20 protein-coding genes and 3 pseudogenes are annotated in these 24,713 nt (G+C 65.6%); 9 read left to right on the top strand and 14 right to left on the bottom strand.

The genetic code is table 11. The annotated features are described in order from the left end of the window. Nucleotides 1–701 precede the first annotated feature (701 nt). Nucleotides 702–1,013: pseudogene (locus P0D80_RS32090) on the bottom strand (IS6 family transposase); the annotation flags it as partial. Nucleotides 1,014–1,268: 255 nt separating this feature from the next. On the opposite strand from P0D80_RS32090, the gene P0D80_RS32085 reads away from it, so the two are divergent. Together P0D80_RS32085 and P0D80_RS32080 are read left to right on the top strand one after the other, a co-directional pair. Next, nucleotides 1,269–1,664 carry an NIPSNAP family protein gene (locus P0D80_RS32085; protein WP_408289948.1) on the top strand — a complete coding sequence of 132 codons (396 nt, stop codon included), beginning with the start codon at nucleotides 1,269–1,271 and terminating at the stop codon, nucleotides 1,662–1,664. Between the two features lie 205 nt (nucleotides 1,665–1,869). Then, nucleotides 1,870–2,191: pseudogene (locus tag P0D80_RS32080) on the top strand (XdhC family protein); the annotation flags it as partial. Here P0D80_RS32080 and P0D80_RS32075 read toward each other — a convergent pair. From P0D80_RS32075 to P0D80_RS32020, 12 genes are all read right to left on the bottom strand, one after another. Beyond that, complete coding sequence (locus P0D80_RS32075) at nucleotides 2,185–3,123, bottom strand: LysR family transcriptional regulator (protein WP_408289946.1); 939 nt, start codon at nucleotides 3,121–3,123, stop codon at nucleotides 2,185–2,187. The pseudogene P0D80_RS32080 and the gene P0D80_RS32075 overlap by 7 nt on opposite strands. Nucleotides 3,124–3,228: 105 nt before the next feature. Further along, nucleotides 3,229–4,794: a UbiD family decarboxylase gene (locus P0D80_RS32070; RefSeq protein ID WP_408289943.1), complete on the bottom strand. Its 1,566-nt coding sequence runs from the start codon at nucleotides 4,792–4,794 to the stop codon at nucleotides 3,229–3,231. 137 nt (nucleotides 4,795–4,931) lie between these two features. Next, complete coding sequence (locus P0D80_RS32065; RefSeq protein WP_408289941.1) at nucleotides 4,932–5,657, bottom strand: enoyl-CoA hydratase/isomerase family protein; 726 nt, start codon at nucleotides 5,655–5,657, stop codon at nucleotides 4,932–4,934. Between the two features lie 40 nt (nucleotides 5,658–5,697). Further along, nucleotides 5,698–8,034 carry a xanthine dehydrogenase family protein molybdopterin-binding subunit gene (locus P0D80_RS32060; protein WP_408289939.1) on the bottom strand — a complete coding sequence of 779 codons (2,337 nt, stop codon included), beginning with the start codon at nucleotides 8,032–8,034 and terminating at the stop codon, nucleotides 5,698–5,700. Then, nucleotides 8,031–8,540: a (2Fe-2S)-binding protein gene (locus tag P0D80_RS32055; RefSeq protein WP_408289937.1), complete on the bottom strand. Its 510-nt coding sequence runs from the start codon at nucleotides 8,538–8,540 to the stop codon at nucleotides 8,031–8,033. Before P0D80_RS32055 ends, P0D80_RS32060 begins: the two co-directional genes overlap by 4 nt. A gap of 39 nt (nucleotides 8,541–8,579) precedes the next feature. Next, nucleotides 8,580–9,065, bottom strand: coding sequence for an SRPBCC family protein (locus P0D80_RS32050; protein WP_408183277.1), 486 nt, complete (start codon nucleotides 9,063–9,065; stop codon nucleotides 8,580–8,582). Nucleotides 9,066–9,086: 21 nt separating this feature from the next. Continuing rightward, nucleotides 9,087–9,905 carry an FAD binding domain-containing protein gene (locus tag P0D80_RS32045; RefSeq protein ID WP_408289935.1) on the bottom strand — a complete coding sequence of 273 codons (819 nt, stop codon included), beginning with the start codon at nucleotides 9,903–9,905 and terminating at the stop codon, nucleotides 9,087–9,089. Nucleotides 9,906–9,984: 79 nt separating this feature from the next. Continuing rightward, complete coding sequence (locus P0D80_RS32040; RefSeq protein ID WP_408183280.1) at nucleotides 9,985–10,752, bottom strand: alpha/beta fold hydrolase; 768 nt, start codon at nucleotides 10,750–10,752, stop codon at nucleotides 9,985–9,987. Next, the gene (fahA, locus tag P0D80_RS32035; RefSeq protein WP_408289932.1) at nucleotides 10,749–12,101 is read right to left on the bottom strand and encodes a fumarylacetoacetase; all 1,353 of its coding nucleotides are present in this window, start codon (nucleotides 12,099–12,101) and stop codon (nucleotides 10,749–10,751) included. Before fahA ends, P0D80_RS32040 begins: the two co-directional genes overlap by 4 nt. Further along, nucleotides 12,098–12,631, bottom strand: a complete 534-nt coding sequence (locus tag P0D80_RS32030; RefSeq protein WP_408289930.1) for a VOC family protein — start codon at nucleotides 12,629–12,631, stop codon at nucleotides 12,098–12,100. Before P0D80_RS32030 ends, fahA begins: the two co-directional genes overlap by 4 nt. 32 nt (nucleotides 12,632–12,663) lie before the next feature. After that, nucleotides 12,664–13,851, bottom strand: coding sequence for an FAD-dependent monooxygenase (locus P0D80_RS32025; RefSeq protein ID WP_408183286.1), 1,188 nt, complete (start codon nucleotides 13,849–13,851; stop codon nucleotides 12,664–12,666). Between the two features lie 191 nt (nucleotides 13,852–14,042). After that, nucleotides 14,043–14,621, bottom strand: coding sequence for a UbiX family flavin prenyltransferase (locus P0D80_RS32020; RefSeq protein ID WP_408289928.1), 579 nt, complete (start codon nucleotides 14,619–14,621; stop codon nucleotides 14,043–14,045). 293 nt (nucleotides 14,622–14,914) lie between these two features. Between P0D80_RS32020 and P0D80_RS32015 the strand changes: the two genes are divergently transcribed. The 7 genes and pseudogenes from P0D80_RS32015 to P0D80_RS31985 all read left to right on the top strand — a co-directional run bounded on the left by P0D80_RS32015 (nucleotide 14,915) and on the right by P0D80_RS31985 (nucleotide 23,412). After that, nucleotides 14,915–16,006 carry a porin gene (locus tag P0D80_RS32015; RefSeq protein ID WP_408183289.1) on the top strand — a complete coding sequence of 364 codons (1,092 nt, stop codon included), beginning with the start codon at nucleotides 14,915–14,917 and terminating at the stop codon, nucleotides 16,004–16,006. A 220-nt stretch (nucleotides 16,007–16,226) separates the two neighbouring features. Then, entirely contained in the window at nucleotides 16,227–17,606 is a 1,380-nt protein-coding gene (locus P0D80_RS32010; RefSeq protein WP_408289925.1) for an MFS transporter, read from the top strand. 240 nt (nucleotides 17,607–17,846) lie between these two features. Beyond that, nucleotides 17,847–19,280: pseudogene (leuC, locus tag P0D80_RS32005) on the top strand (3-isopropylmalate dehydratase large subunit). After that, a complete protein-coding gene (gene leuD / locus P0D80_RS32000) occupies nucleotides 19,280–19,912 on the top strand; it encodes a 3-isopropylmalate dehydratase small subunit (protein ID WP_408289923.1) in 633 nt (210 codons plus the stop codon). The pseudogene leuC and the gene leuD overlap by 1 nt, the downstream one beginning before the upstream one ends. 43 nt (nucleotides 19,913–19,955) lie before the next feature. Next, entirely contained in the window at nucleotides 19,956–21,584 is a 1,629-nt protein-coding gene (locus P0D80_RS31995; RefSeq protein WP_408289921.1) for a methyl-accepting chemotaxis protein, read from the top strand. 148 nt (nucleotides 21,585–21,732) lie between these two features. Continuing rightward, nucleotides 21,733–23,094 carry an MFS transporter gene (locus tag P0D80_RS31990; RefSeq protein WP_408289919.1) on the top strand — a complete coding sequence of 454 codons (1,362 nt, stop codon included), beginning with the start codon at nucleotides 21,733–21,735 and terminating at the stop codon, nucleotides 23,092–23,094. A gap of 147 nt (nucleotides 23,095–23,241) precedes the next feature. Beyond that, complete coding sequence (locus tag P0D80_RS31985) at nucleotides 23,242–23,412, top strand: hypothetical protein (protein ID WP_408289917.1); 171 nt, start codon at nucleotides 23,242–23,244, stop codon at nucleotides 23,410–23,412. Nucleotides 23,413–23,542: 130 nt separating this feature from the next. On the opposite strand, the gene P0D80_RS31980 is transcribed toward P0D80_RS31985, so the two are convergent. After that, nucleotides 23,543–24,703 carry a porin gene (locus P0D80_RS31980; RefSeq protein ID WP_408289915.1) on the bottom strand — a complete coding sequence of 387 codons (1,161 nt, stop codon included), beginning with the start codon at nucleotides 24,701–24,703 and terminating at the stop codon, nucleotides 23,543–23,545. Between the last annotated feature and the right edge of the window lie 10 nt (nucleotides 24,704–24,713).

Here is a 24,713-nt window from a genome sequence, read left to right as displayed (position 1 = left end):
GCATCACCTCCGCTTGCTGGCTGCGCGGCGAGAAAGGCTTTGCGCATCCGGCGACCCAAATCGTGTTCGAATCCACGGTCGTCAAACCAAGCGACGATTGCTCTATCAATCTGCTCGTCCGTCAGCGCCCGCTCCGTCTGTGCTGGCTGCGGGCGAGATAGAGTTGCGTTCCGACTTCTAGCGGGCGCGTCGCCTCGATGATTGTGCCAATGTCGTCCTGGATTGTCGCGCACGGTCGCCACCGGCTCCCCCGATTGCGATGGCGCAGCAGGGGATGCGGCGCGATGCTTGCGCTCGTACTTGGCGCCATTGCAGACGCAGAAACCCGGCCTGTCTGTCGGCTCGCCGCAGTGACGGCACAGCTCGACGTCTGGGTCTTGCTCATTGTCCTGCAGCACTGCAGGCTTTCAACTGGTTGCGAAGCCTGTATTGAGCTCATGCCGCCTATACACCGACTGCCGACGGGCCCGTAAGCAGGTGTCGTCCCGACTAATCCCGGAGGTACCTGACGCCCCCGGTTTTGACAGTACTTCAGAAACTAACGATGCGTCATCGGACGGTTTGCTTTCGCTCATCTTCTCAACACGTACCTGACATCTTATCGATGCCTTTTCCACAGTCGCTCACGACCACGTCTTTTGGGCGCCGCCGCACTGGGCGGTTTGAAATCTGCTCCTGCAAGCTGATTTCGGGAGGCCGACTCCCATCTTCGGTACAGCATCGCAGACTTCCGCCTGCGTTCGTGACACACTCAGGTACGTCTCGTCAACCCTCCAGGACCGTCCCGCAGGTGTTGCGAAGCGGTTCCAGCGCTTGACGAACTCGAGCGTATAGCGCTGCACCCAACGCAGGATCGTCGTGTGAGCAAGCGACAACCCACGCTCGGCCATCATCTCGACGAGATCGCGTAGGCTGAGTTTGTAGCGCCGATACCAGCGCACACAAAGAATGATCACGTCACGGTCAAAGTGACGGCCCGCGAACAGTCCGTCCAGACTCTTCAGTTTGCTCATCGATAGCCCTCAAATCGGTCAGGCCGACACTCTAACCGATTCGCTGATCGCTATTTGCACCACAGCCCTGCAGACATTGTTTTTGGTTTATTGCGTAGGGACGCCGTGCCCCGGCGGAGCGTCTGTCGCACGACGCGACAGGGTGAAGTTCTATAACTAAAAAGTTGCTACTCCTCAAGTTGTGATTCTGCTCAATTACATGACGCAACCGCTGGCCGCGAGGCGCATCTGGCGGGGCCAGTTACACAAGCACTGTTGGATGCCGGCGGCAGCGTGTTTGCCGGCGCTCCGCTCATTCAGGAACTCGACGTGCTGGCCGGCAAGTTGCCTGCAACGTCATCGGGCGAGCCGGTCATGAAGGCGCTGCTCCTCACGTTCAAGGCAAAGGCGGGCCATGAGACACAGGTCGCGCAGTTCCGTCGCGACGCGCAGGCACTCGTGGAGCAGGAACCCAAGACCGTTGCCTGGTTTGCCATCCGCCTTGACGACGGTCACTTCGGCATTTTTGACGTTTTCCCTGACAACGGCGGTAGGTTTGCGCACTTGACGGGTCATGTTCCCCGGGAACTCGCCAAGCATTCGCTGTCATTGCTGGGCAGCGTGCCGGATATCGGAATGCTCGATGTGGTCGAGTCTATGGGGCAGCGGTGATCGGTCGGTCAGGCAGACGGCAAACGAGGCCTGACAGGGGACCTTCCCCACAGGTTGGGGTGATCGTACTTTCCGTGGCAAGTCTGGCGGTTGATCCTGAAAATCCATGTGGATCAACAAAATCGCCGAATGCGAGAAAGTCGCAGAGCGGCCGAGTCCAGCTGCAAGCCGTTCTTCACGCTAATACCGCCAGATTTTGCACGATTCGCACGATTACCCCAAGCTCGATGACCTCGCGCTGATGGAGGCGTTGAAGACGCCCGTGTTCTATGTCGGCGCGCTCGGCTCGCGACGTAACAACGCGGCGCGGCGCGAACGCCTGAAGGAGTTCGATCTGTCAGATGCGGAACTCGTGAGGCTGCACGGGCCGGTCGGCATCTATATCGGCAGCCGGACGCCGCCAGAGATCGCGATTTCCATCCTCGCCGAAGTCACGGCCGCGAAAAAGTGGCGTGTTGTTGCCGGCAATGCTGCAGGTCGAGGGCGCGAAGGTCGTGCGCGAGATCGAAGTGTCGGCCGCTCAGTCTAGTTCGTCGACCGCATCGGTGGCTGGGTGCTGCTGCGCGGCCTCGGTGAACATTTCGGTGAACTGGTCGAGCGCCGTCAACGTGTCGCGGCCGCTGCGGGTGATCCGGTAGAACGACAGCGCGACCTCGGGCCGGATCGGGTCGATCCGCACGCGGTAGCGGCGGCAGATATGCTCGCAGAACGAAGGCATGACGGCAGTGCCGAGCCCTTCCTGGGCCATGGCGACAGCCGTCTGCATATGGCCGACCACGATGCGCCGGCTCACGTTCACTTCCTCCTTCGACAGGGTTGCCTCGATGAGCCGCTGCAAGGGGTTGTCTTTCGGCAGCGTGATCAGCGTGCGGCCTTCGAGCGAGGTCCAGCGGATGCCGGCTGCGCTGTTGCCGCCTTTTTTGCCCGGCAGATCGTCGTCGGCCGCCGAGACCGCCACGAGTTGGGTCGGAAAGATCGGCACGCGGTCGATGCCGGAAAGCTGTGAGAAGAACACGCCGAATGCGGCGTCGAGATGGCCTTCTTCGACCATCTGCAGCAGTTCTCCCGGCGATCGATCGACCAGTTCGATCTGCGAGTCCGGGTACATCTGCGAGAAGCGCACGAGTATCGGCGGCATCAGGCTCGCGGCGATCACCGGCGTGCAGCCGAGCAGCAGCGACGACTGTTTCTGGCGTCCCAGCTCGTTCAGCTCGATCACCGATTTTTCCAGCGTCTCGACGATTTTCATCGCCATCGGATAGAACACGCGACCCGCTTCCGTGAGCGATACGGTGCGCGTCGTGCGTTCGAGCAGTCGGCACCGCAACTGCGTTTCCAGTTCGCGGATGATCGCACTGAGCGCCGCCTGGCTCATGTGCACGCTTTGCGCAGTCTTCGTGAAACTGGACGTGTTGGCTACCCCAAGAAATACCTTGAGTTGTTTGAGGGACAGATTCATCGAAAACGGATCCTTCGTGTATCGGGCTTGGGCAAGCCCGATTCTATCCCGTCTGCCACGGTGGCTGCCGCTCGTCGGGATGCGCGAGCGGCAACGACCAGCGCGTCACGCAAACGCGTAGCGTCCTTCGGCGTCGCGCGCGATCATGCGCTGCCGGGCGGTGTCCTCCAGCCAGCGCACCACATCGCGGCCATCGCGCGTGCCGGTCGAGGCCATCAGTTCGGAGAAGCGTTTCGGCCCATCTTCAAGCGCGGCTTCGAGCGAATCGAAGCGCGCGCCATGATACGCGGGCGGCGTCGGCACGCGATGTTCCAGGTCGCGCTGCGCGCCCGGCGCGAGCAGCGGCAGCGTGAGATCGAAGCCCGCTTTCGCGGTTTTCGTCGCGCCGAGCAGCGAGGGGTCGAGCGGCATCGCCCGCATGCCGTCCTGCAGCACCAGATCGCGATCGGCCTGGAAGCGGGTGGCGAGCGCCCAGTCCATCTGCTCGTCGGAGAACACGTCGATGTCAGGGTCGACGACGAATACATGCTTCACGTTCGCGAGCGACGCGAACACCGACGCGATCGCATTGCGCGCTTCGCCCGGCACGCGCTGCTGCATCGCGATGCGCACGTTGAACATGCCGCCCGTGGCCGGGTTCGCATAGACGGCCTTCACCTCGCGCACCGCCGTTTCGAGCGCGCGCCACACGGTCACTTCCGTGCGCAGCGCGGCGAGTTGCGCGGTATCGGTATGGGTCATCGAGCGGCCGCCGATCGTGCAGGTCTGGAACACCGCGTCGCGCCGATGCGTAATCGCCGTCAGATGGAACACGGGGTTCGTCTTCACGCCGCCGTAGTAGCCGAGGAATTCGCCGTACGGGCCTTCCGGCTCGACGTGGCCGCGCTCGTCGAGATAGCCTTCGAGAATGAATTCGGCGTCGGCGGGCACGAGCAGGTCGTTCGTCACGCACTTGACGACGCCCATCGCGGTGCCGCGCAACGCCGCGACGAGTTCGAGTTCGTCGGCCGGAATGCGCATGGTCGCGCCGACGTGGTCGATCGGGTGCGTGCCGACGGCAAACGCGATCGGAGTGCGTTCGCCGCGCTTCGCGTGGCCGATCGCGATCGCGCGCAGGTCCGACGGCGCGACGAGGTCGATGCCCGCGGTGCGGCGCCCGCGCAGCATCAGCCGGCGAATGCCGACGTTGGTCCAGCCGGTGTCGGGGTCGACCGCGAAGTCGATCGACGCCGAGATGTATGGCGCGCCGTCGAGCTCGTGCTGCAGATGCACGGGCAGCGCGGTGAAGTCGCAGTCGTCGCCGGTCAGCACGACCTGCTGGACCGGCGCTTCGTCGCGGCGCACCTCGACCAGCTTGCCCTTGCTGCGCAGCCGCTCGCGCACCGTGTCGAGCAGGCGCTGCGGCGTCGTGTCGAAGGCTTTTGCGAGGCGCGTACGGCTCGCGGCGACGCTGCCGGCGAGCGACGTGGCGCCGCCCGACGGGTGCGCGAACCACACCGCGCGCGGGTTGCCTTCCATGATCGCCGCGACGTCCGCGAGGTCGACCGCCGCGTCATGGCGTTCGAGTTCGGTGTCGTCGAGCGATTCGAGGAAACGGCGCAGGCGGAACTGTTCGAGGTCGGGCATGGGCGTGCCGTCGGTCGTGGAGGGGATCGCGGTCTTGGGTCTCAATCTGGGTTCCTCGCGCAGCGTGTCTGCGCAGTGTCGTAGTCGAAGAATCGTCGTTCTTGCAACGCGGCTGTCCGCGCAGGGGAGCGCGCCGCCGCGTCGGGTAATCGCCGGAAGCCGTTAGAAGTTTTTAGAAGTCTTTAGAAGCGCGCGGAGAGCGCCGTCGCGGCCAGATGCGCGGCGAAGCCGCTCGCGCCGCTCGCGGGCATTTCCGGCGCGAGATGCAGGAACTGCTTGACCGCGCGCAGCGTGACTGCGCTGCAGCCGAGCAGCGTCTGCGTGAGCGCTTCCGCTTCGGCGTCGAGGCTCGCCGCCGGCACGACGCGGCTCACGACGCCGGCCTGCAGCGCTTCGGCCGCGGACAGCCGCTGGCGGCTCAGCACCATGTGCGCGACCGTCTTCAGCGGCACGCGGCTGATCAGCGCGGACATCACGAGTGTCGGCGGAATGTCGCGTTCCATTTCGGGGATCTGGAACACCGCGTCGTCGGCCGCGAGCGCCACGTCGCACACGCCGGCGAGCGCGCATCCGACGCCGAGCGCCTCGCCGCGCACGACCGACACCACCGGCACACGCACGCCTTTCAAAGCGTCGTACAGCGCGAGCGGCGGCGCCGCGACCACGCGGCGCAGCGTTTCGGCGGACGGCTTCGCGTCCTTCGGCGGCATCGGCGACTGGCGGCCCTTGCAGAAATCGGGGCCGCTGCTCAGGATGCGCACGAGCTTCACGTCGTCGTCGAGCGCCGCGACCGTCTCGATGATCGCTTCGCTCATCGCGGCGTCGATCAGGTTGCCGTTGTCGGGGCGATCGAGCACGACGTCCACCAGCGGGCCGTTCCAGTTGATCGTAACGAATGGGGTAGGCATGCGTGTCTCCTTCATCATGCAGGCATTGTCATGGGATGGGTCAGTCGGCGCGGCGGTGGATGAATTCCCACACGACCTTGGGCGTGGCGGGCATCGCCAGTTCGTCGTTGCCGAATTCCCGCAGTGCGTCGGCCAGCGCGTTGAAGATCGTCGCGGTGGCCGGGGTGATGCCGCTCTCGCCGCCGCCCTTCACGCGCAGCGGGTTGCCGAGCGTCGGGTCTTCGGTCAGCTCGACGCGCAGCGGCGGAATCGCGCCGGCGCGCGGCATCCCGTAATCCATGTACGAGCCGGTCAGCACCTGGCCCGTGTCGCGATCGAGATAGCAGGTCTCCGACAGCGCCTGGCCGATGCCTTGCGCGAGGCCGCCGTGCACCTGGCCTTCGACGATCAGCGGATTGATCGGCTGGCCCACGTCGTCGACCGATGTGTAGTTGACGAGCTTCACGATGCCGGTGTCGGGGTCCACTTCCAGTTCGCAGATCGCCGAGCCGGTTGGGTGCGCGGGCACGCGCGTATTGACCTCGGCTTCCGCGTACAGCTTGCGCTGCGCCGGATTGCCCGGCACACCGTCGCTCGCGATGCGCGCGGCGACGTCGAATAGTCCGATGCGCCGATCCGACGCCGGATCGGCGAACACGCCGTCGGCGAACGTCACGCGTTCGGGCGACACGTCGAACAGCGCCGCGGCAACTTGCTTCGCAGTCGCAACGACCTGCGCGGCGGTATCCACGAGCAGCATGCCGCCTAGCCGCATCGTGCGGTCCGAGTGGCTGCCGCCGCCGACGCTGACGAAGGCGGTATCGCCGGTGCGTAGCGTGATCGACGGGATCGGCACGCCCAGATGTTGCGCGATGACCTGCGCGAACGTCGTTTCGTGGCCCTGGCCGGTGGACTGCGTGCCCGACACAATGTCGATGCGGCCTTCCGGCAGCACCGTCAACTCGATCCGCTCGCGCGGCGCGCCGACCGGCGATTCGATGTAGTTCGCGAGTCCGATGCCGCGCAGCCTGCCGTTCGCGCGGGCTGCGGCGCGGCGTTCGTCGAAGCTGTCCCATTTGGCGAGTTCCAGCGCGCGCGCCATGTTGCGCGCGAATTCGCCGCTGTCGTAGGTGAGGCCCATCGCGCTGCGGTACGGCAGCTTGTCGTGCGCGATGAGGTTGCGGCGGCGGATCTCCGCGCGCTCGATGCCGAGTTCCGCCGCGGCGAGATCGAGCATCCGCTCGATCACGTGCGTTGCCTCGGGGCGGCCCGCGCCGCGATACGGCGCGGTCGGCACTGTGTTTGTCATCACCGCGCTGATGTGCACCGCGGCGACCGGCACGTCGTAGACGGTCGTCATGATCCGCGTGCCGTTCGACATCGGCACGTACGACACCGTATGCGCGCCGACGTTGCCGAGCCATTCGTTGTCGATCGCGAGAATGCGGCCGTCTTGCGCGAAGCCGAACGTGGCGCGCACTATCGCGTCGCGGCCCTGGTAGTCGGACAGGAACGCCTCGCTGCGGTCACTGGTCCACTTGACCGCGTGGCCGACGCGGCGCGCGGCCCACACGACCGCGAGCTGCTCGACGTAGATGAACGAGCGCGGACCGAAGCCGCCGCCGGTATCGGGGCAGACCACGCGCACCTGCGCCGGCGGCACCTTCAGCGCGCCGGCGAGGCACAGCTTCTGCCGCACCGCGCCCTGGCTACCCGAAATCAGCGTGTACACGCCGGTTGCGCCGTCGTATGCGCCGATCGCGCTGCGCGGTTCCATCTGGCAGTTCACGACCCGGCTGTGGTGGAACTCGCGCCGCATGACGAGCGGCGCGTCGGCGATGATCCGGCGCGCTTCGTAGCGGTCGCCGATCTGGGTCTGGAAGCACAGGTTGCCCGCGGCGCCGTCCCACATCTGCGGCGCGCCGTCCTGCATCGCGTCGGCCGCGTTGACCACCGCGTCGAGCACGTCGTAATCGACGTCGATCAATTCCGTCGCGTTGCGCGCGGCGAGCGGCGTTTGCGCGACCACCATCGCGATCGGTTCGCCGACGTAGCGCACGCGGTCGACGGGCAGCGGAATGTGCAGCTGGTTGAAGATCTGTCCGGTTAGCGACGTGAGGAACGCCTTCTTCGTCGCGTCGACGGCATCGACCGGATTGGGCACGTGATCGACGCCCAGATAGCCGTCGTCGAGATAATCCTGGCCGACGAGCACCGCGATCACGCCGGGCGCCTCACGCGCGGCCGAGACGTCGACCGAACGCAGCGCGGCATGCGCGTGCGGCGAGCGCAGGAACGCCGCGTACGTCTGGCCTTCGACCTGCATGTCATCGGTGTATTGGCCGTTGCCGGTCACGAAGCGCCGGTCTTCGACGCGGGGGAGGGGCTGGCCGATCATGACTGCGCGCCCTCCGCCGTCGCCTCGGCCGGCGCCGGATACAGCTCGTGCGCCGCGTGGCGCACCGCCTCGATGATGTTCACGTAGCCGGTGCAGCGGCAGATGTTGCCTTCGAGCGCATGGCAGATGCTTTCTTCGTCGAGCTTCGGCGGCTGGCGCAGATAGAAGTCGACCGACATGATCATGCCGGGCGTGCAAAAGCCGCATTGCAGCGCGTGGCATTGAACGAACGCGTTCTGGACTGGATGCAGCTGCGCGTCCTGATTCGCACGTAGCCCTTCGACGGTCGTGACCACGCCGCCGCTCGCCTGGGCGGCGAGGACCGTGCACGACTTCACCGACACGCCGTCGAGATTGACCGTGCAGGCGCCGCATTGGCTCGTGTCGCAGCCGACGTGCGTGCCGGTGAGGTGCAGCGATTCGCGCAGGAATTCGACGAGCAGCGTCTGGTCGGGCACGTCGCGCTCGACGTCGACGCCGTTCACTCGCAATTGGACTTCAGCCATGGTTACCTTCGTGTGCTGGATCGTTCGTCGGACGGAGGTTCAGTGCGCGGCGCCCGCGTTGGTGGTTTCGGTCGAGTCCGGACTGGCGCTCATCGTCGCGTTGAAACGCTTGAAGAATTCCGCCGCGAGCTTGTTCGCGACCGAGGTAACGAGGCGCGAGCCGATCTGCGCGAGCTTGCCGCCCACCTGCGCTTCGGCCACGTACGTGAGCAGCGTGCCGCCTTCGTCGGCGTCCGCGAGCGTGACGACCGCGGTCATCTTGCCGAAGCCGGCGATGCCGCCTTCGCCCTGGCCGGCGATCCTGTAGCCGTTCGGGCCGTCACGCTCCGACAACTGCAGCGTGCCCTTGAAGCGCGCCTTGACCGGGCCGACCGAGGCGACGACCACGGCCTTGTATTCGTCGTCGCTGTGCGCGACGAATTCCTCGCAGCCCGGCACGCATGCCTGCAGCACTGCCGCGTCGTTCAATCCTTTCCATACCTGTTCGCGCGTGGCGGCGATGGTCTGCGTTCCGGTGAATTCCATTCGTGTCTCCTGAGACTGATATTAAGCGGGTTGGCGCAGCGGCTGCGCCAACAGCGTCAGCAATGCACGGCGCGTGTAGGTTTCGATCAGATGGGCGCGATAGGCGACCGAACCGTTGTCGTCGTCCGGCAGCGCCGAGTCGTCCATTTTTAGATTGGCGAGTGCTGCTTCGGAGAGTTCAGCTTCGAGCGCCGCTTCCGCGTCGAACCAGCGGAACACCGACGCGCCCGCGCCGGTCACGGCGACGCGCACCGTGTCGGCGAACTGCGCGATGAAGACGCCAACGATCGCGTAGCCCGACGCCGGCTGGCGGAATTTCGCGTACGCGCCCCGCAGCGGAATCGGGTACTCGAAATGCGTCACCAGTTCGCCGGGTTCGAGCGCCGTTTCGAACGTATCGACGAAGAAGTCGTCGGCCGCGATCCGGCGCTGCGACGTGACGACCTGCGCAGCGAGCGCGAGCACGGCGCTCGGGTAGTCGGCCGCCGGATCGTTGTTCGCGACCGAGCCGCCCATCGTGCCGCGATTGCGCACCTGCGGATCGGCGATCACGTCGGCGAGCTGCGCGAGCGCCGGAATCGTCGACGCGACCACCGGCGACGCGGCCACTTCCGCATGCTTCGTCAGCGCGCCGACGCGCAGCACGTCGCCTGCGACGCTCACGCCGCGCAGCGCGTCGATACGCGTCAGGTCGATCAGATGCGACGGGGCGGCGAGCCGTTGCTTCAGCGTTGGGATCAGCGTCATGCCGCCGGACAGCGGCCGTGCTTCCTCGTGCTCGTGCAGCCAGGCAACGGCCTCGTCGAGCGAGGCAGCGCGTAGATAGGTGGTCTCGTACATGTTGTCTCCTGCGGCCGTGCGCGCCAGACCATGACGCGCGCGGCTCGTGATGCCCAGATACTGCCTGGTCGGTGCGTGACTAGGATTGTTTCAGCCAATCCTCAAGGGCGGTCGCGAGCGCAACCGGAACTTCGTACATCGGATAATGGCCCGCGTTGCGTAGCGTTTCGAGCGTTGCGTGCGGATACCACGCGAGCCACGTGCGGGTCATCAGATCGGCCGTCAGCGTCGGATCGTGTTCGCCGATGAAGAGCTTTACCGGCACCGTGTTGCCTTCCACGTCCGCCGAAAAATCGCTGGCAGCCCAATGCGGCAGATAGGCCGCGAAAGCGTCCGCGCGCGACAGCCGCTGCGATTCGCGCGCGAGATGCGCGCTCCAGCGCGGCGACAAGCGGTTGCCGGTCGAGTACGCGATGATCGCGGCGCGCCGCTCGACGTCGTCCACGACCGCGCGGAATGCGGCAAGGCGGCCTTCGTCCATGCGAGAGCCGCACGCGGGCACGGCGGACACGCCGGCCATCCGCTCGATGCGGCCGGGCGCGGCGAGCAGCAAGCGCTGGATTGCCACGCCGCCCATCGAATGGCCGATCAGGCTGAAGCGGTCCCAGCCGAGGTGGTCCACGAGCGAGAGCGCGTCCTGCGCGCTTTCCTCGAAGGTGAACGCACCATCGCGTTCACGCGAACGACCGTAGCCGCGGTAGTCGAAAAATACGTAGGTGAACGTATCGGTGTCGAGCGCCGGCACGAGCGGCTGCCAGTCTTCGGCGCTGCCGAACCAGCCGCTCATCGCCAGTACCTTGCGCGGGCCGCTGCCGACCGTCACGTAGCCGTTGAGCGCCTGCGTCATGCGGCGATCTCCGTCTGCCGCTCGGCGAACGCGAGTGCCGGCGCGATGCGGCCGCGGCATTCGCCGAAGCCGATCGATACGGCGCCCGGCTTCGTCGCGCGTGCGCTCAGGATGATTTCGTCGCCGTCTTCGAGCGCGGTGCGGGTCTCGCCGTTCGGCAAACCGAGCGGGTCCTTGCCGGCGTTCGTCAGCTCGGTGATGCACGCGCGAGCCGCATCGTCGGCGCCCGAAATCGTACCGCTGCCGAGCAGGTCGCCGGTGCGCAGATTGCAGCCGTTGCTCGTGTGATGCGCGACCATCTGCGCGAAGGTCCAGTACAGGTTGTCTAGATGCGTGTGCGTGATCCGCACCGGCGTTGCGCCGGCTTCGCGCAAGCTGTTCGTCAACAGATGCGCGTACAGATCGAGATGCAGGCCGCCCTGTTGCTGATCGAACGCGCCGTGCAGATGCGGCATCGGCGCCGGATCGGACTTCGCGCGCGGCACCGGCGCCTTGCGGAACGGCGCGAGCGCCTCGGCGGTCACGATCCACGGCGACAGGCTCGAATGAAAGCTCTTGCCGAGGAACGGCCCGAGCACCTGCTCAAACCATTGAATGCTTTTCGCGGACCAGTCGTTCAGCAGCGAGTAGCCGAAGATGTGCTCGTGCGCGGCATCGACCGGAATCGGCTGCGTGAGCGCATTGCCCCGGCCGATCCACGCGGCGAGTTCGAGTTCGAAGTCGAGCGCGGGCGCGGGGCCGAATACGATCTGCCCGTTCGCGTCGCGATACTGGCCATGCGGACGCCGAACTTCACCGCCGCTCACGCGCAGCGACGACGCGCGGCCGTGATACGCGATCGGCAGCGATTTGAAAGCCGCCGGCAACGGATCGGCGAGGCCCTTGTAGCGACCGTGCCGCTCGGTGTGATGGAGCGATGTGAGAAAGTCCGTATAGTCGCCGACCTGGCACGGCAGACACAGCGTGACTTCGTCGATGCGCGGCAGCAGCGCCTCTGCTTGCTGCTCGATGCGCGCGCGTTGCGGCGCGCCGCTGTCGAGCAGGTCCGACAGCGTGGCGCGCAGCGCGCTCGCAAAGCTGGGTGTCATCGCCATCAGCCGGTTCAGCGTGCCGTCGCTCGCTGCTTCGCACGCGAGCGACGCATCGCTGCCGGCCGCGAGCAGGCCGCTATCGCGCAGCGCGCGCAGGTCGACCACGTGCGCGCCGATCGCGATGCCCGCGCGCCGCTCGCCGTCGCGCTCGAAGGCGCCGAACGGCAGGTTCTGGATCGGAAAATCCGCGTCGGGTAGGTTCGCTGATTCGACCCAGCTATGTCGGGCCGGATCGTGGGTTGAATTGAGGGCGGTCATGCGGCTGACGTCTCCGATACAGCGTTCTTTCGTTCTGCTGTCCACGCGTCGAGCGCGGGACGGGCTTGCAGTTTATAGGAATCGAGCGTTTCGGCCGGCGCGACCGGCACCGTCAGTTCGAGACGGAAGCCGTTCGGATCGAAGAAATAGATCGAGCGCACGAAGTGATGATCGGTCACGCCGAGCACTTCGATGCCGTGTTCGACGAGGCGCTGCTTCATCGTTTCGAGCTGCTCGAGCGTCGCGACGCGAAGCGCGATGTGGTTGACCCACGGCGGCGTGTTCGGCGACGGTTCGGCGGCCGTATCGTCACCGAGGTCGAAGAACGCGATGTACGAGCCGTCCGCCATCTCGAAGAACAGATGCACGTACGGGCAGTACCCGCCGGTGCTCGGCACGTGGTCCAGACGGATGACGTGAACGAGTGGCAGGCCGACAATGTCCTCGTAGAAATGGCGCGTTTCTTCGGCATTCCGGCAGCGCCACGCGAAGTGATGCAGGCCGAGGACGGGCGGAGGGGATTCGGACATGCGATGTCTCCTTGATTCTGCGGTCAGGCCACTCAGACTTCGACCGCGTCGACGTTGTATTCGAACAGCCAGTTGTAGCGTTCCTTCACGCGCTCTTCGTTCCACTCGCGGTCGACATACTCGGCCGCGCCCTCTGCCTGCGCGAGCGCCGGGTTGTGGAAGCGCTGCGTATTGGCCGCGGAGCCGCGCACGATGCGCGACGTGCGTTCGAGACGCAGCGACTCGTAGCGTTCGAGCGCGTGCGGAACGTCGTTGGAATACTGCGCGATGCAGCGTGCGATCAGATAGCCGTCTTCGAGCGCCATGCCCGCGCCCTGCGCGAGGAACGGCAGCGTCGGGTGGCACGCGTCGCCGAGCAGCGTCGCGTTGCCGGAGACCCAGCGCGTCATCGGCTCGCGGATCATCAGCGCCCATTTGTACGGCACGTCGATCGCGGAGATCATCGTGCGCACGTCGTCGTGCCAGCCGGAGAAGTCGGCGAGGCATTCGTCGATCGTGCCGCTCTCGGACCACGATTCGACCTGCCAGCCGTCGCGCTCCACCGCGCCGACGAAGTTGATCAGCTTGTGATCGCGCAGCGGATAGTGGATCACGTGCGCACCGGGGCCGACCCAGTTCGTGCCGTACGGCGTGCGCAGGTGTTCGGGCAGTTTCTCCGCGTCGATCACGCCGCGCCAGGCCATCACGCCGGAATACACGGGTTCGTCCGGGCCGAAGAGGGCGCGGCGCACGCGCGAGTGCACGCCGTCCGCGCCGATCAGCAGATCCGCCTCGTACACTTCGCCCGAGACGGTCTGCACCTCGACCTTGCCGCCTTTCTGCACGACGCCTTCGACCTTCTGGTCGAGCTTGATCGCGTCCGCGCTGAACGCGCGCACCGCGTCGACCAGCGCTTCATGCAGGTCGGCCCGATGAATGGTCAGATACGGGTAGCCGTAGATTTCGCGCGACGCCGCGCCGAGATCGAACAGCGGCCAGGTCTGACCGCTGTTCCAGAGCCTTACGCGCTTGCCGGGCGGCTCGCAGGCCAGTTTTTCGAGGCGTTCGCCGACGCCTATCTGGTACAGCACGCGTGTCGCGTTCGGGCTCAACTGCACGCCGGCGCCGATTTCCTTCAACGCCTTGGCCTGTTCAAGGATGGTGACGTCGAAGCCCTTTCTCAACAATGCGGCTCCAGCCGTCAGGCCGCCGATACCGGCTCCTGCAATGACGATCTTCATTCGACGTTTCGACCTCTTTTGTAATGGTGCTTATCGGGTTTATTTATCAATCAATCGATAAATCTTTTTTATGCGGTCCCGTTTGAAAACAGAGCCACTTTAAAACAATACCCGTCGCTGAAGAAGCAAAAGAATTCGAACGTCTTATTAATCAATTTTGATAATGGAGCGGTTGCGCGCAAGCGGCGCTACTACATGCCCCAGCGCTGCACGACCGAGGTCTCGATGCCGAACAGGTCGAGCACGCGGCCGAGCGTGTGATCGACCATATCGTCGAGCGATTCGGGGTTCGCGTAGAATGCCGGCACCGGCGGGTAGACGATCGCGCCGGCCTCGGTCACGCTCGCCATGCTGCGCAGATGGCCGAGGTGCAGCGGCGTTTCGCGCACCATCAGCACGAGCCGGCGCCGCTCCTTGAGCGTGACGTCGGCCGCGCGGGACAGCAGCCCGCTGGTCACGCCTGTAGCGACTTCGGACAGCGTTTTGATCGAGCAGGGCGCGACGATCATCCCCATGACGGGGAACGAGCCGCTCGAAATGGCCGCGCCGATGTCGGTGTTCGGATAGGTAACCGTGGCGAGCGCGCGCACTTCGGCGACGCTGTACGGCGACTCGTGCGCGAGCGTGACCTGCGCGGAGCGGCTCATGACCAGATGCGACTCGATGTCGAGCTGCCTGAGCAACTGCAGCAGCCGGACGCCGTAGACGACACCCGACGCGCCGCTGATTCCCACGACGAGCCGGCGGGGCAGAACTGCGCTGAAATGCATCTGTGCTCTCCGATGAAACGATGATTGGATCAGGACGTCGCGGATATTAGCACGATGATTCATTAAGTCAGAAGCGATATGCGGCCTTTAAGAATTAATGGGTAAATACCCTGGTCGAGTATTCGGAATGTTCTATTAATTGATAAACAATTCGCGATTCAAATCGCGAATCGAAGCCGCTAAACTTCGTCCGGCACTGGAACGGGGCGTCGATCGATCCTGGCGGGATTGCCTGGTGCGCGAAGCGGGTCGGATCAGTGGCCTGCGAACGATAAAAACATTGGAGACATGCGTTGAGAACTCGTCTGCTCGTCGGCGGTTGCGCCGCGATACTCGCCGGTCCGGCATGGGCACAGTCGTCTGTTACGCTTTACGGCAGTATCGACGTCGGCCTCGACTTCGTGTCGAATTCGCAGGGTAAGCATCTGTATCAGGAATCATCGGGCAAGCGTCAACCGGACCGTTGGGGGCTGTTGATCAAGGAAGGGCTTGGCGGCGGCAACACCGCGTTCGCGCGGCTCGAATCGGGTTTCGTGACCAACACGGGCGCCCAGATCAATCCGACCAGCTTCTTCAACCGCGAAGCGTTCGTCGGTCTGTCGAACGATCGCCTTGGCTCGCTCAGCTTCGGTAACATCAACGACTATATCTATCAGTACGTCGGCCGCCTGAACAACTCGATTCCGGGCATCTCGTCGTTCTATACGCCCGGCAATCTGGACGGCCTCGCGAACAACCACGCGCTGAACAACTCCGTGAAGTACGAGACGATCGATTTTCACGGCTTCCAGGCGGGCGCGATGAACGCGTTCGGCAACCAGGCGGGCAATTTCAGCGAAGGCCGTCAATACAGCTTCGGTGCGCAGTACGCGAACGATATGGTGAAGCTCGGCGTCGGCTACACGATGTCGCACAACCGCACGGCCGACATTTTCGGCACGTTCAGCTTGCCTTCGCTGCTCGGCCAGCCGTTGAAGCAGGGCACGATGTTCAACGCGAGCCGCTACAGCTCGCTCGCCGTCGGCGGCTCGGTGAAGATCGGCTATTTCACGCCGCATGCGACCTATTCTGACGTGAAGCTGGAAAACGGCGAGGGTTCAGCGACGTTGAACAACTATCAGGCCGGCGTCGACATCGACCTGAGCCGCGGCAAGAATTTCTACATTCTGGCCCTGTCGTGGGGACACTCCACGTTTCAGGGGCTCGGGATCAACCAGTACAACGCGTTCCTGACCAATTATCTGTCGAAGAGCACGCAGATCTACGCCGGTGTCGGCCTGCAGCGCGCTTCGGGGCCAGGTGCGCGCGCCGCGCAGTTCGGCTATCAGCCGTCGTCGAACGGCAGCCAGACGGTCGCGCGCATCGGCATCAACCACATGTTCTGAAGCGGAGGTGCCATCGTGCGGTGAAACGGGATGCCAATGGGACTATTCACACATTTCGATCTCTTCATCGCTATTTTTTGATTGAGCCGCGCCGGGTCGCCATCTTATAGTTTGTGGCTCCCGGACGTGGCGCCGCCATGAGGGATATCAGGAGTAACAGCGCCAAGCGCACGCGAGCCGACCCGGCGCGCGCGCCGAGGGCGAGGTCAACAGGACACACATGCAAGCAGATCGGACTTTCAACATCGCGACACTGATAGAAGAGCAGAAGACGGGACGCTTCGCCGTCGGCCTGTTGTTCTGGTGTTTCCTGATCATGCTGATGGACGGCTACGACCAGACGGCTGTGTCGTTCGCGGCGCCGGCCATCATCAGGGATTGGCACGTGGCGCGCGGCGGTTTCGGGCCGGTATTCGGCGCGGGGCTGTTCGGCACGCTGATCGGTTCGTTCATCTTCGGCTATCTGGGCGACCGGCTGGGCCGCAAGAAGGCGATCGTCATCGGCAGCCTGTTCTTCGGGCTGCTGACCTGGGCGTCGGTATGGGCGACGTCGTTGCAGCAGCTGATGCTTCTCCGTTTTCTCGCCGGCATCGGCATGGGCGGCGTGGTGCCGAATTCGGTGGCGCTCGTCGCCGAGTACGCGCCGAAACGCCTGCGCGCGACCTGGGTCACGCTGATGTTCTCCGGTTTCTCGATCGGCGCGGGCTCCGGCGGGCTGGTTTCATCGTCGCTGATCCACCGCTTCGGCTGGCCGGTCATGTTCGCGGTCGGCGGCAGCGGATCGCTGCTCGTCGCCGTGCTGCTGATCTTCACGCTGCCCGAATCCGCGAAACTGCTGGTGGTCCGGCAGCGCGGCGCGGAAACGGTGCGCCGTCTGGTGGCGCGGCTGCGTCCCGATCTGCACATTCCCGCCGATGCGCAGTTCGTGCCCGGCGAGGTGCGCGAGAAGCAGCGTTTCGTGCTGAAGCTGATCTTCTCGGACGGCCTCGGCGCGATCACGCCGCTGTTGTGGATCGTCTTCATCGCGAACTCGATGGCGCTATATTTCCTGCAGAACTGGCTGCCCATCCTGATGGAAGGCATGGGTGTGGACCCGCGCGGCGCCGGGCTGATTACGATGATGTTCTCGGTCGGCGGCGTGATCGGCGGTCTGATCCTGTGCCGCTTCGTCGACCGTCACGGCGTGCTCGCGATCATTTCGCTGCCGGCCATCGGCTTCCCGGTCGTCGCGCTGCTCGGTCACGGTTCGTCGGAAACATGGCTGATGATGGCGGTGTTCGCCGCCGGCTTCTGCGTCGTCGGCGCGCAATACGGGCTGTATGCGGTGGCGGGCATGATCTATCCGACCTCGTTCCGCTCGGCCGGCGTCGGCAGCGCGATTTCGGTCGGCAAGATAGGCTCCGTGTCCGGGCCGGTGATAGGCGGCGTGCTGCTGTCGATGCACCTGCCGATCACGCAACTCTTCTATTCGGCATCGCTGCTGTTCGTCGTCGCCGCGGTGTTCTCGACGGTGCTCGCACTGCTGTATCGCGCGCGCTTCGGCGCACAGCATGCGGCACAGGCAGCTGTCGAACCGGTACGGCGTTCGGCCGGCGCGTGACGCGTCATTGATCGCGCTGCCGGTCCGCGCCACCACTCATGTGGCGGCGCGGACCGCGTGTTCGCCACTGAGAGCGTTTGGTGGGGATCATCATAAGGATTCCTTTAGATAGCCAGGCGGAGCAGAAACGAGCGGCCGCCGCGCGTGGCATACGCGACGGCGGAACGACGCGGCGCTGCCGCACGTTTGCCTTGTCCGCGATAACGGCCGCTTGACGGCCCGGTGTGAGGATACATCCCGATGACCCAGCCCCAGACCCTGTACGACAGGATTTTCGACGCGCACGTCGTTCGCACCGATGCGGACGGCACGACGCTGCTTTACATCGACCGGCATCTGCTGAACGAGGTGACGAGTCCGCAGGCATTCGAATCGCTGCGGCGCGAGGGCCGGCCGGTTTGGCGCCCGTAGGCCAATCTCGCGGTCGCGGACCATAACGTGCCGACCACCGACCGCCGTCTCGGGATTGCCGACCCGGAGTCTCGCGCCCAGGTGGATGCGCTGCGCGAGAATTGCGAGCGCAGCGGCATCGTTCACTATGGGATGAACGACGCGCGCCAGGGCATCGTTCACGTCGTCGGACCGGAGCTCGGCAGCACGCTGCCGGGCATGACGATCGTCTGCGGCGATTCGCATACAAGCACGCACGGCGCGCTGGGCGCGCTTGCGTTCGGGATCGGCACGTCGGAGATCGAGCACGTGCTGGGTACGCAAACGCTGATTACGCGGCGCAGCCGGACGATGCGCGTGACGGTGCACGGTGTGCTGCCGGCCGGCTGCACGGCGAAGGACATCGCGCTTGCGGCGATCGGCGCGCTCGGCACCGCGGGCGGCACCGGTTACGCGATCGAGTTCGCTGGGCCGGTGGTGCGTGCGCTGTCGATGGAAGGGCGCATGACGTTGTGCAACATGTCGATCGAGGCGGGCGCGCGCGCCGGCCTGATCGCCGTGGACGACACCACGCTCGACTATTACCGCACGCGGCCGCATGCGCCGCAGGGCGACGCGTGGGAACGCTCGGAGCGCGCGTGGCGTGCGCTGCGTTCGGACGACGGCGCACGCTTCGACGCTGAATGTTCGCTCGACGTGTCGACGCTGGCGCCGCAGGTGACCTGGGGTACGTCGCCGGAGATGGTGACCGGCATCGACGGCCGCGTGCCGGACCCGGCGCAGATCGACGACGCCGGGCGGCGCGCGTCATGGGCACGCGCGCTCGACTACATGGGGCTCGATGCGGGCACGCGGCTCGATACGATTGCGATCGACAAGGTGTTCATCGGCTCGTGCACGAACGGCCGGCTCGAATACCTGCGCGCGGCCGCCGATGTATTGCGCGCGGCGGGCGGACGGCTCGCGCTGAACGTGCGGCTCGCGCTCGCGGTGCCAGGCTCGCAGCAGGTCAAGCGTGACGCCGAGGCGCAAGGATTGCACGAAGTATTCATCGCCGCCGGTTTTGAATGGCGCGAGCCGGGCTGCTCGATGTGTCTCGCGATGAATCCCGACCGGCTCGGACCGGGCGAGCGCGTGGCGTCGACGTCGAACCGCAATTTCGAAGGCCGGCAGGGCGCCGGCGGCCGTTCGCATCTCGTCAGCCCGGCGATGGCCGCGGCGGCCGCGCTCGCGGGCCGCTTCGTCGACGTCCGGCAGTTCGTGCGCGACGCGGGAGGCCGCTGATGGAACCGCTCGTCCGCCATGAAGGCCTTGTCGCTCCGCTCGATCGGGACAACGTCGATACCGACGCGATCATGCCGAAGCAGTTCATGAAGTCGATCGCGCGAACCGGCTTCGGTCCGTATCTGTTCGATGAATGGCGCTACCGCGACCCCGGCTACTACGGCAAGCCCGCCGCCGACCGCACGCCCGAGCCCGGCTTCGTGCTGAACCGGCAGCGCTACGCGGGCGCCTCCGTGCTGCTCGCGCCGCGCAATTTCGGCTGCGGCAGTTCGCGCGAGCACGCGCCGTGGGCGCTGCATCAATTCGGCTTCCGAGTGCTCGTGGCCGAGAGTTTCGCGTACATCTTCTTCAACAACTGTTGCAATAACGGGCTGCTGCCCGTGCGGCTCGACGCGGCGCTGATCGACCGCTTGATGGCGGCGGTGGAGGCTTTGCCCGGCTACCGTCTGCGCGTCGATCTGGCTGCGCAAACGGTGACGCCGCCGGACGGCGAGTGCTGGCGCTTCGATATCGCGCCCGCGCTCAGGACGCTGCTTCTCGAAGGGCTCGACGAAACCGGCGCGACGCTCGCGTTCGGCGACGCGATCCGCGCGTTCGAGGCCACGCATCTCGAACGTTCGCCGTGGCTTTAGCCGCAGGCGCGATTTCTTTCCGACTACCCAGCCGAGTTCTGCCATGACGCCAACCCTCACCGCCGACGCCGTCGTTTCGACGGACCCGCCTGCCTCGCCCGCCGCAGCCAGAACGCGTCCCGCGCGGGGCGCGCGGCGCAGAACGATGTCGCTGCAGGCCCGCATCGCGCTGACGATGGTGCTACTGGCCGTGCTGATGACGGCGATCGGCGTGCTCGGGCTCACCGGCGCGTGGCGCGCGAATCGGGCCAATCAGGACACCTACGAGAACAAGCTCACCGCGGCGGTGTACATCGGCAACGCGGAACTGCTGATCGCGCGCACGCGTCTCGTGCTCGGCGGTGCGATGGCGCAGCCGGATGGTCCGCGCGCGCAGGAGCAGATCGGCCGCGCGAGCGAATTCTTCCGGCAATCGGACGACGCGTGGCGCCGTTTCGTCGAGGAACCGCACGAGAGCGGCGAGGCGTCGCTGATCGAGGCGGCGGGCAAGCGGCGCGACGCGATGCGCGAGGGAATGCGCGCGTTCATCGACGCGCTGAAAGCCGGCGACCGCGCCACCGCGCAAAAAATCGGCACGTCGAGCCTGAGTTCGCTCTTCAACGACATGAGCGACGCGAACGAGCAACTGAAAAGCACGCTATACGCGAACGCGAAGCGCAGCTACGAAAACGCGGAGCGGTTCTTCCATCTGTTCTTCGCGGCGTCGGCGGCGATGATCGCGTTCGGCATCGCCGCCGCGGCGTTCGGCTGGATCACGTTGCGCCGCGCGATCATGGCGCCGCTGAACGAGGCGCTGGCGCATTTCGACGCGATCGCAGCCGGCGATCTGCAACGCACGATCGGGCGCTATCGCGCCGACGAGATGGGGCACCTGCTCGACGGTCTGCGCAACATGCAGGCGCAGCTCGCGCGGACCGTCGCGGCGGTGCGCGACAACTGCCGGTCGATCGGCTCGGCGACCGGCGAGATCGCGGCGGGCATGTTCGACCTGTCGTCGCGAACCGAGGAGCAGGCCGTGTCGCTCGAACAGACGGCGGCGAGCATGAGCGAGCTGACCGAAACGGTGCGGCAGAACGCGACGCGCGCGCAGGAGGCGCATGCGATCGCGGACGAGGCGTCCACGGCGGCGAGCGACGGCAGCGGCGCGATCGGGCGGGTGAGCAGCACGATGCAGCGCATCGAGGCGAGCGCGCGCAAGATCGCCGACATCACCGGCATCATCGAGGGCATCGCGTTCCAGACCAATATTCTCGCGCTGAACGCCGCGGTCGAGGCGGCGCGCGCCGGCGCGCAGGGGCGCGGTTTCGCCGTGGTGGCCGCCGAGGTGCGCTCACTCGCGCAGCGCGCATCGTCGGCCGCGAAGGAGATCGGCGAGCTGGTTGCCGATGCGGTGGGCGCGGCGTCCGACGGCACGATGATGGTCGGGGAAGCGGAGCAGGCGATCGACCACATCCTCGACGCCGCGCGGCGCTTCGCGGACATGATGGGCGGCATCGCGGCCGCGGCCGACGAGCAGCGCACCGGCATCGAACAGGTGGACGCCGCGATCAGCCTGATGGATTCGATCACGCAGCAGAACGCGGCGCTCGTCGAAGAGGCCAGCGCCGCCGCGCAGGCGCTCGACCAGCAATCGCAGGAGCTGGACCGGCAGGTGGCGATGTTCCGGATCTGACGCGCCGCGAGGCGCGGGCGGCATCGTCCATCCGAACAAACGACCGGCCGGCATCCAGACCGCCGGCGATAACAGGAACCAAGGAGACAGACATGAACCGGTACGCGCATTCGCCGCATTCGCCCGCCCTCGTTGGAGGGCCCGCACGATGACGACCGCCGCATCGCCCGCAACGAGCGTGGACGTTACCGCGCTCGTCGAACGCCAGAAGCTCGGCGGTTTCGCACTGGGCCTGATCGCATGGTGCTTCCTGATCGTGCTGATCGACGGCTACGACCAGGTGGCGGCGGCCTTTGTCGCGCCTGCGCTGATCCACGCATGGCACGCGGACGCGTCCGGCTTCGGCCGCGTATTCGGCGTCGGCCTGTTCGGCGTGCTCGTGGGGTCGCTGCTGCTCGGCTTCAGCGGCGATCGTTTCGGTCGGCGGCCGACGATCATCTACGGCTCGCTATGGTTCGGAATCTTGACGATCGCTTGCAGCTACGCGACGTCGCTCGAACAACTGACCGTGCTGCGCTTTCTTGCCGGCATCGGCATGGGCGGCGTGGTGCCGAACACGGTCGCGCTCGTCTCCGAATATGCGCCAAAAGCTCGACGCGCGACGTGGATCACGCTGATGTTCTCCGGCTTCTCGATAGGCGCGGGCGGTGGTGGCGCCGTCGTGTCATGGCTGCTGCCGCGGTCTGGCTGGCCCGTGCTGTTCGCGCTGGGCGGGGGTGCGGCCGTCGTCGTGGCGCTCGCGTCGTTTGCGCTGTTGCCCGAGTCGGTCCGCTTCCTGATCGTGAACGGACGCGATACGCGGCGCATCGCGCGCATCGCGAGCAAGCTCGGCGCCGGTGTCGAAGGCGGCGCGGTGCGCTACACCGTCGACGACGAGATGCGGCTGCGCGCGCGCCCGGCCGCGTTGTTCCAGAACGGCCTCGCGTACGTGACGCCGCTGCTGTGGGCACTGTTCGTGCTGAATTCGCTCGCGCTGCACTTTCTGCAGAACTGGCTGCCGATCCTGTTCAGCATGAGTACGCTCGAACCGGCGCGCGCCGCGCAGGCGGCGATGATGTTTCCGGTGGGCGGCACGGTCGGCGCGCTGGCTTTGAGCCGCTACGTCGACCGTTACGGGATTGCGGTGATCCTGCTGCTGGCCGTGGTCGGCAGTCCTATTGCCGCGTCGCTCGGGATGCCGATGCCGACCGCTTGGCTGTTCGCCGCGGTGTTCGTCAGCGGCGTGTGCGTGATCGGCAGCCAGTTCGCGCTGTACGCGGTGTCCGGCATGGTCTATCCGACCGCGCTGCGCTCGACCGGCGTCGGCTCGGCCATCGGCATCGGCAAGCTCGGCTCGGTCGTGGGCTCGATGCTCGGCGGCGTGCTGCTGGCGATGCATCTGCCGGTGGCGAAGCTTTTCATCGACCTCGCCACGGTGTTCGTGTTCATCGCGCTGCTGGCGGTGTGGCTAGGCTGGCACCGGCGCGCGGCCGTGCGGCAGGTGGCGGGCGGGCAGCCGGGTGCTTTGTGAAGGCGCCGCGATAGCGGGATGGCCGCGATCTTGTCGCAAGGGAATTTGCATCGCCGGAGCCTTGGCCGTATACACGCGCATCGAGCGGGGCACGTACGGGGCGCTGAGAGACATCCTCACGGCGACGCCGCCGGGCGAATGGATCACATGCTCTCTGCTATCGCCGGGTCACGATCGCTGACGGGCGAAATTGCTGCGGCCTCGCGAGAGCAGGCGCGTGGCATCGAGAAGGTGACCATCGCCCTTTCACACATGGACGAGGTCACGCAACTGAACGCGGCGCTTGTCGAAGCGGCAGCTGCCGCTTCGAGCTCGTAGAACAAACAGGCGCTGAAGATGCGCGAAGTGGTGGGGGAATTCCGTACCAACGGAAATGTCCATGACGTGGAAGCGCTTATCGACAAGGCTGTGACCGATGAGACATCCGCGCGGCCGGACAAAGCGCGCTTTAGAACTTCTCGCGCATGCCGATCCGCACCAGCGCCTGGCGATTCGAACTTGATGGCGTGACCGTGTTGATCGCCGCGACAGCCGGTGCGCCCAGCGAATTGGTTCCATTCGCGAGCTCATAGGCGGCGCTCGCGTAGACGTCGAAGCGTTTCGACAGGAAGTAGTCGACGATCACGCTGAACTGGCTATAGTGTTGCGCGCCATGCCCACCGACGGCCGCACCGTTGGTGAACTGGTATGCACCCGCCAGCATGAATGCCGGCGACACCATGTAGCGGCCGTTGAGTTCGACCGTATTGAACGCCGCGGTGCCGTCGTGGAAATGCATCGGATTCGGGCCACCGTTCGAACCGAGCCCATTGAAGCGGTAGTTGGTGTAATTCACGTTCACACCTGCGGTGCCGTTGTCGTAACCGGCGCCGAGACCCGTGATCTTCAACGAATTGGCCGATGCATAGCCACTGAAGACCGGCGCCGAGAACAGCAGGACGCCAAGCGTGGTCGGGGTGCCGTCCCACATCGTCGTATTCGGACGATTGTAGTTCCCGTATGCGGCGGCTGCCTTGAACGGGCCGTGCGCGTAACGCAGGCCGACGCTGTAGGTGCTGTCGGTCGAGACCGAACCGGCCTGGCCGCCCAGACTGCCCATCACGGTGGCCGCGAAACCAGCGAAGTCCGGCGTCGTGTACGACACGGAGTTGTTGATCCGGTACGAGCCGACCAGATCGTCGACGTCACCGGGGTGCCCGGTCACCGAGCCGATGGTCGATTGCGCGCTGCCGAACGGTCCGACGTAGGTCGTGATCGAGTCATACATGCGGCCCGCCTTAAGCGTACCGAAGCGATCGCTCGACAGGCCCACAAACGCCTGGCGGCCGAACAGCCGGTTGTTCTGCGACAACGTGCCGTTGTTCGGATTGAAGCCGTTTTCGAGCGTGAAGATCGCTTTCAATCCGTTGCCGAGATCTTCGCTGCCTTGCAAGCCCCAACGGCTCAACGCCGGACCTCCGTCCAGCATCTGCACATTGTGCTTGCCGCCCTGGTTACTCGTTACGCTCAACGTCGTATCGACAATGCCATACAGCGTGACCGAACTCTGGGCGGCACACGCCGCTGGAATGCCGAACGCGGCGATGCCGCACAAGATGATCGATTTCATTGGATAGTCT

Source organism: Paraburkholderia sp. RL17-373-BIF-A (assembly GCF_046030175.1).
In the GTDB taxonomy this organism is placed as follows: domain Bacteria; phylum Pseudomonadota; class Gammaproteobacteria; order Burkholderiales; family Burkholderiaceae; genus Paraburkholderia.
Note: the sequence above shows the minus strand (reverse complement) of the source record. Positions and strands in the feature narration are given on the sequence as shown.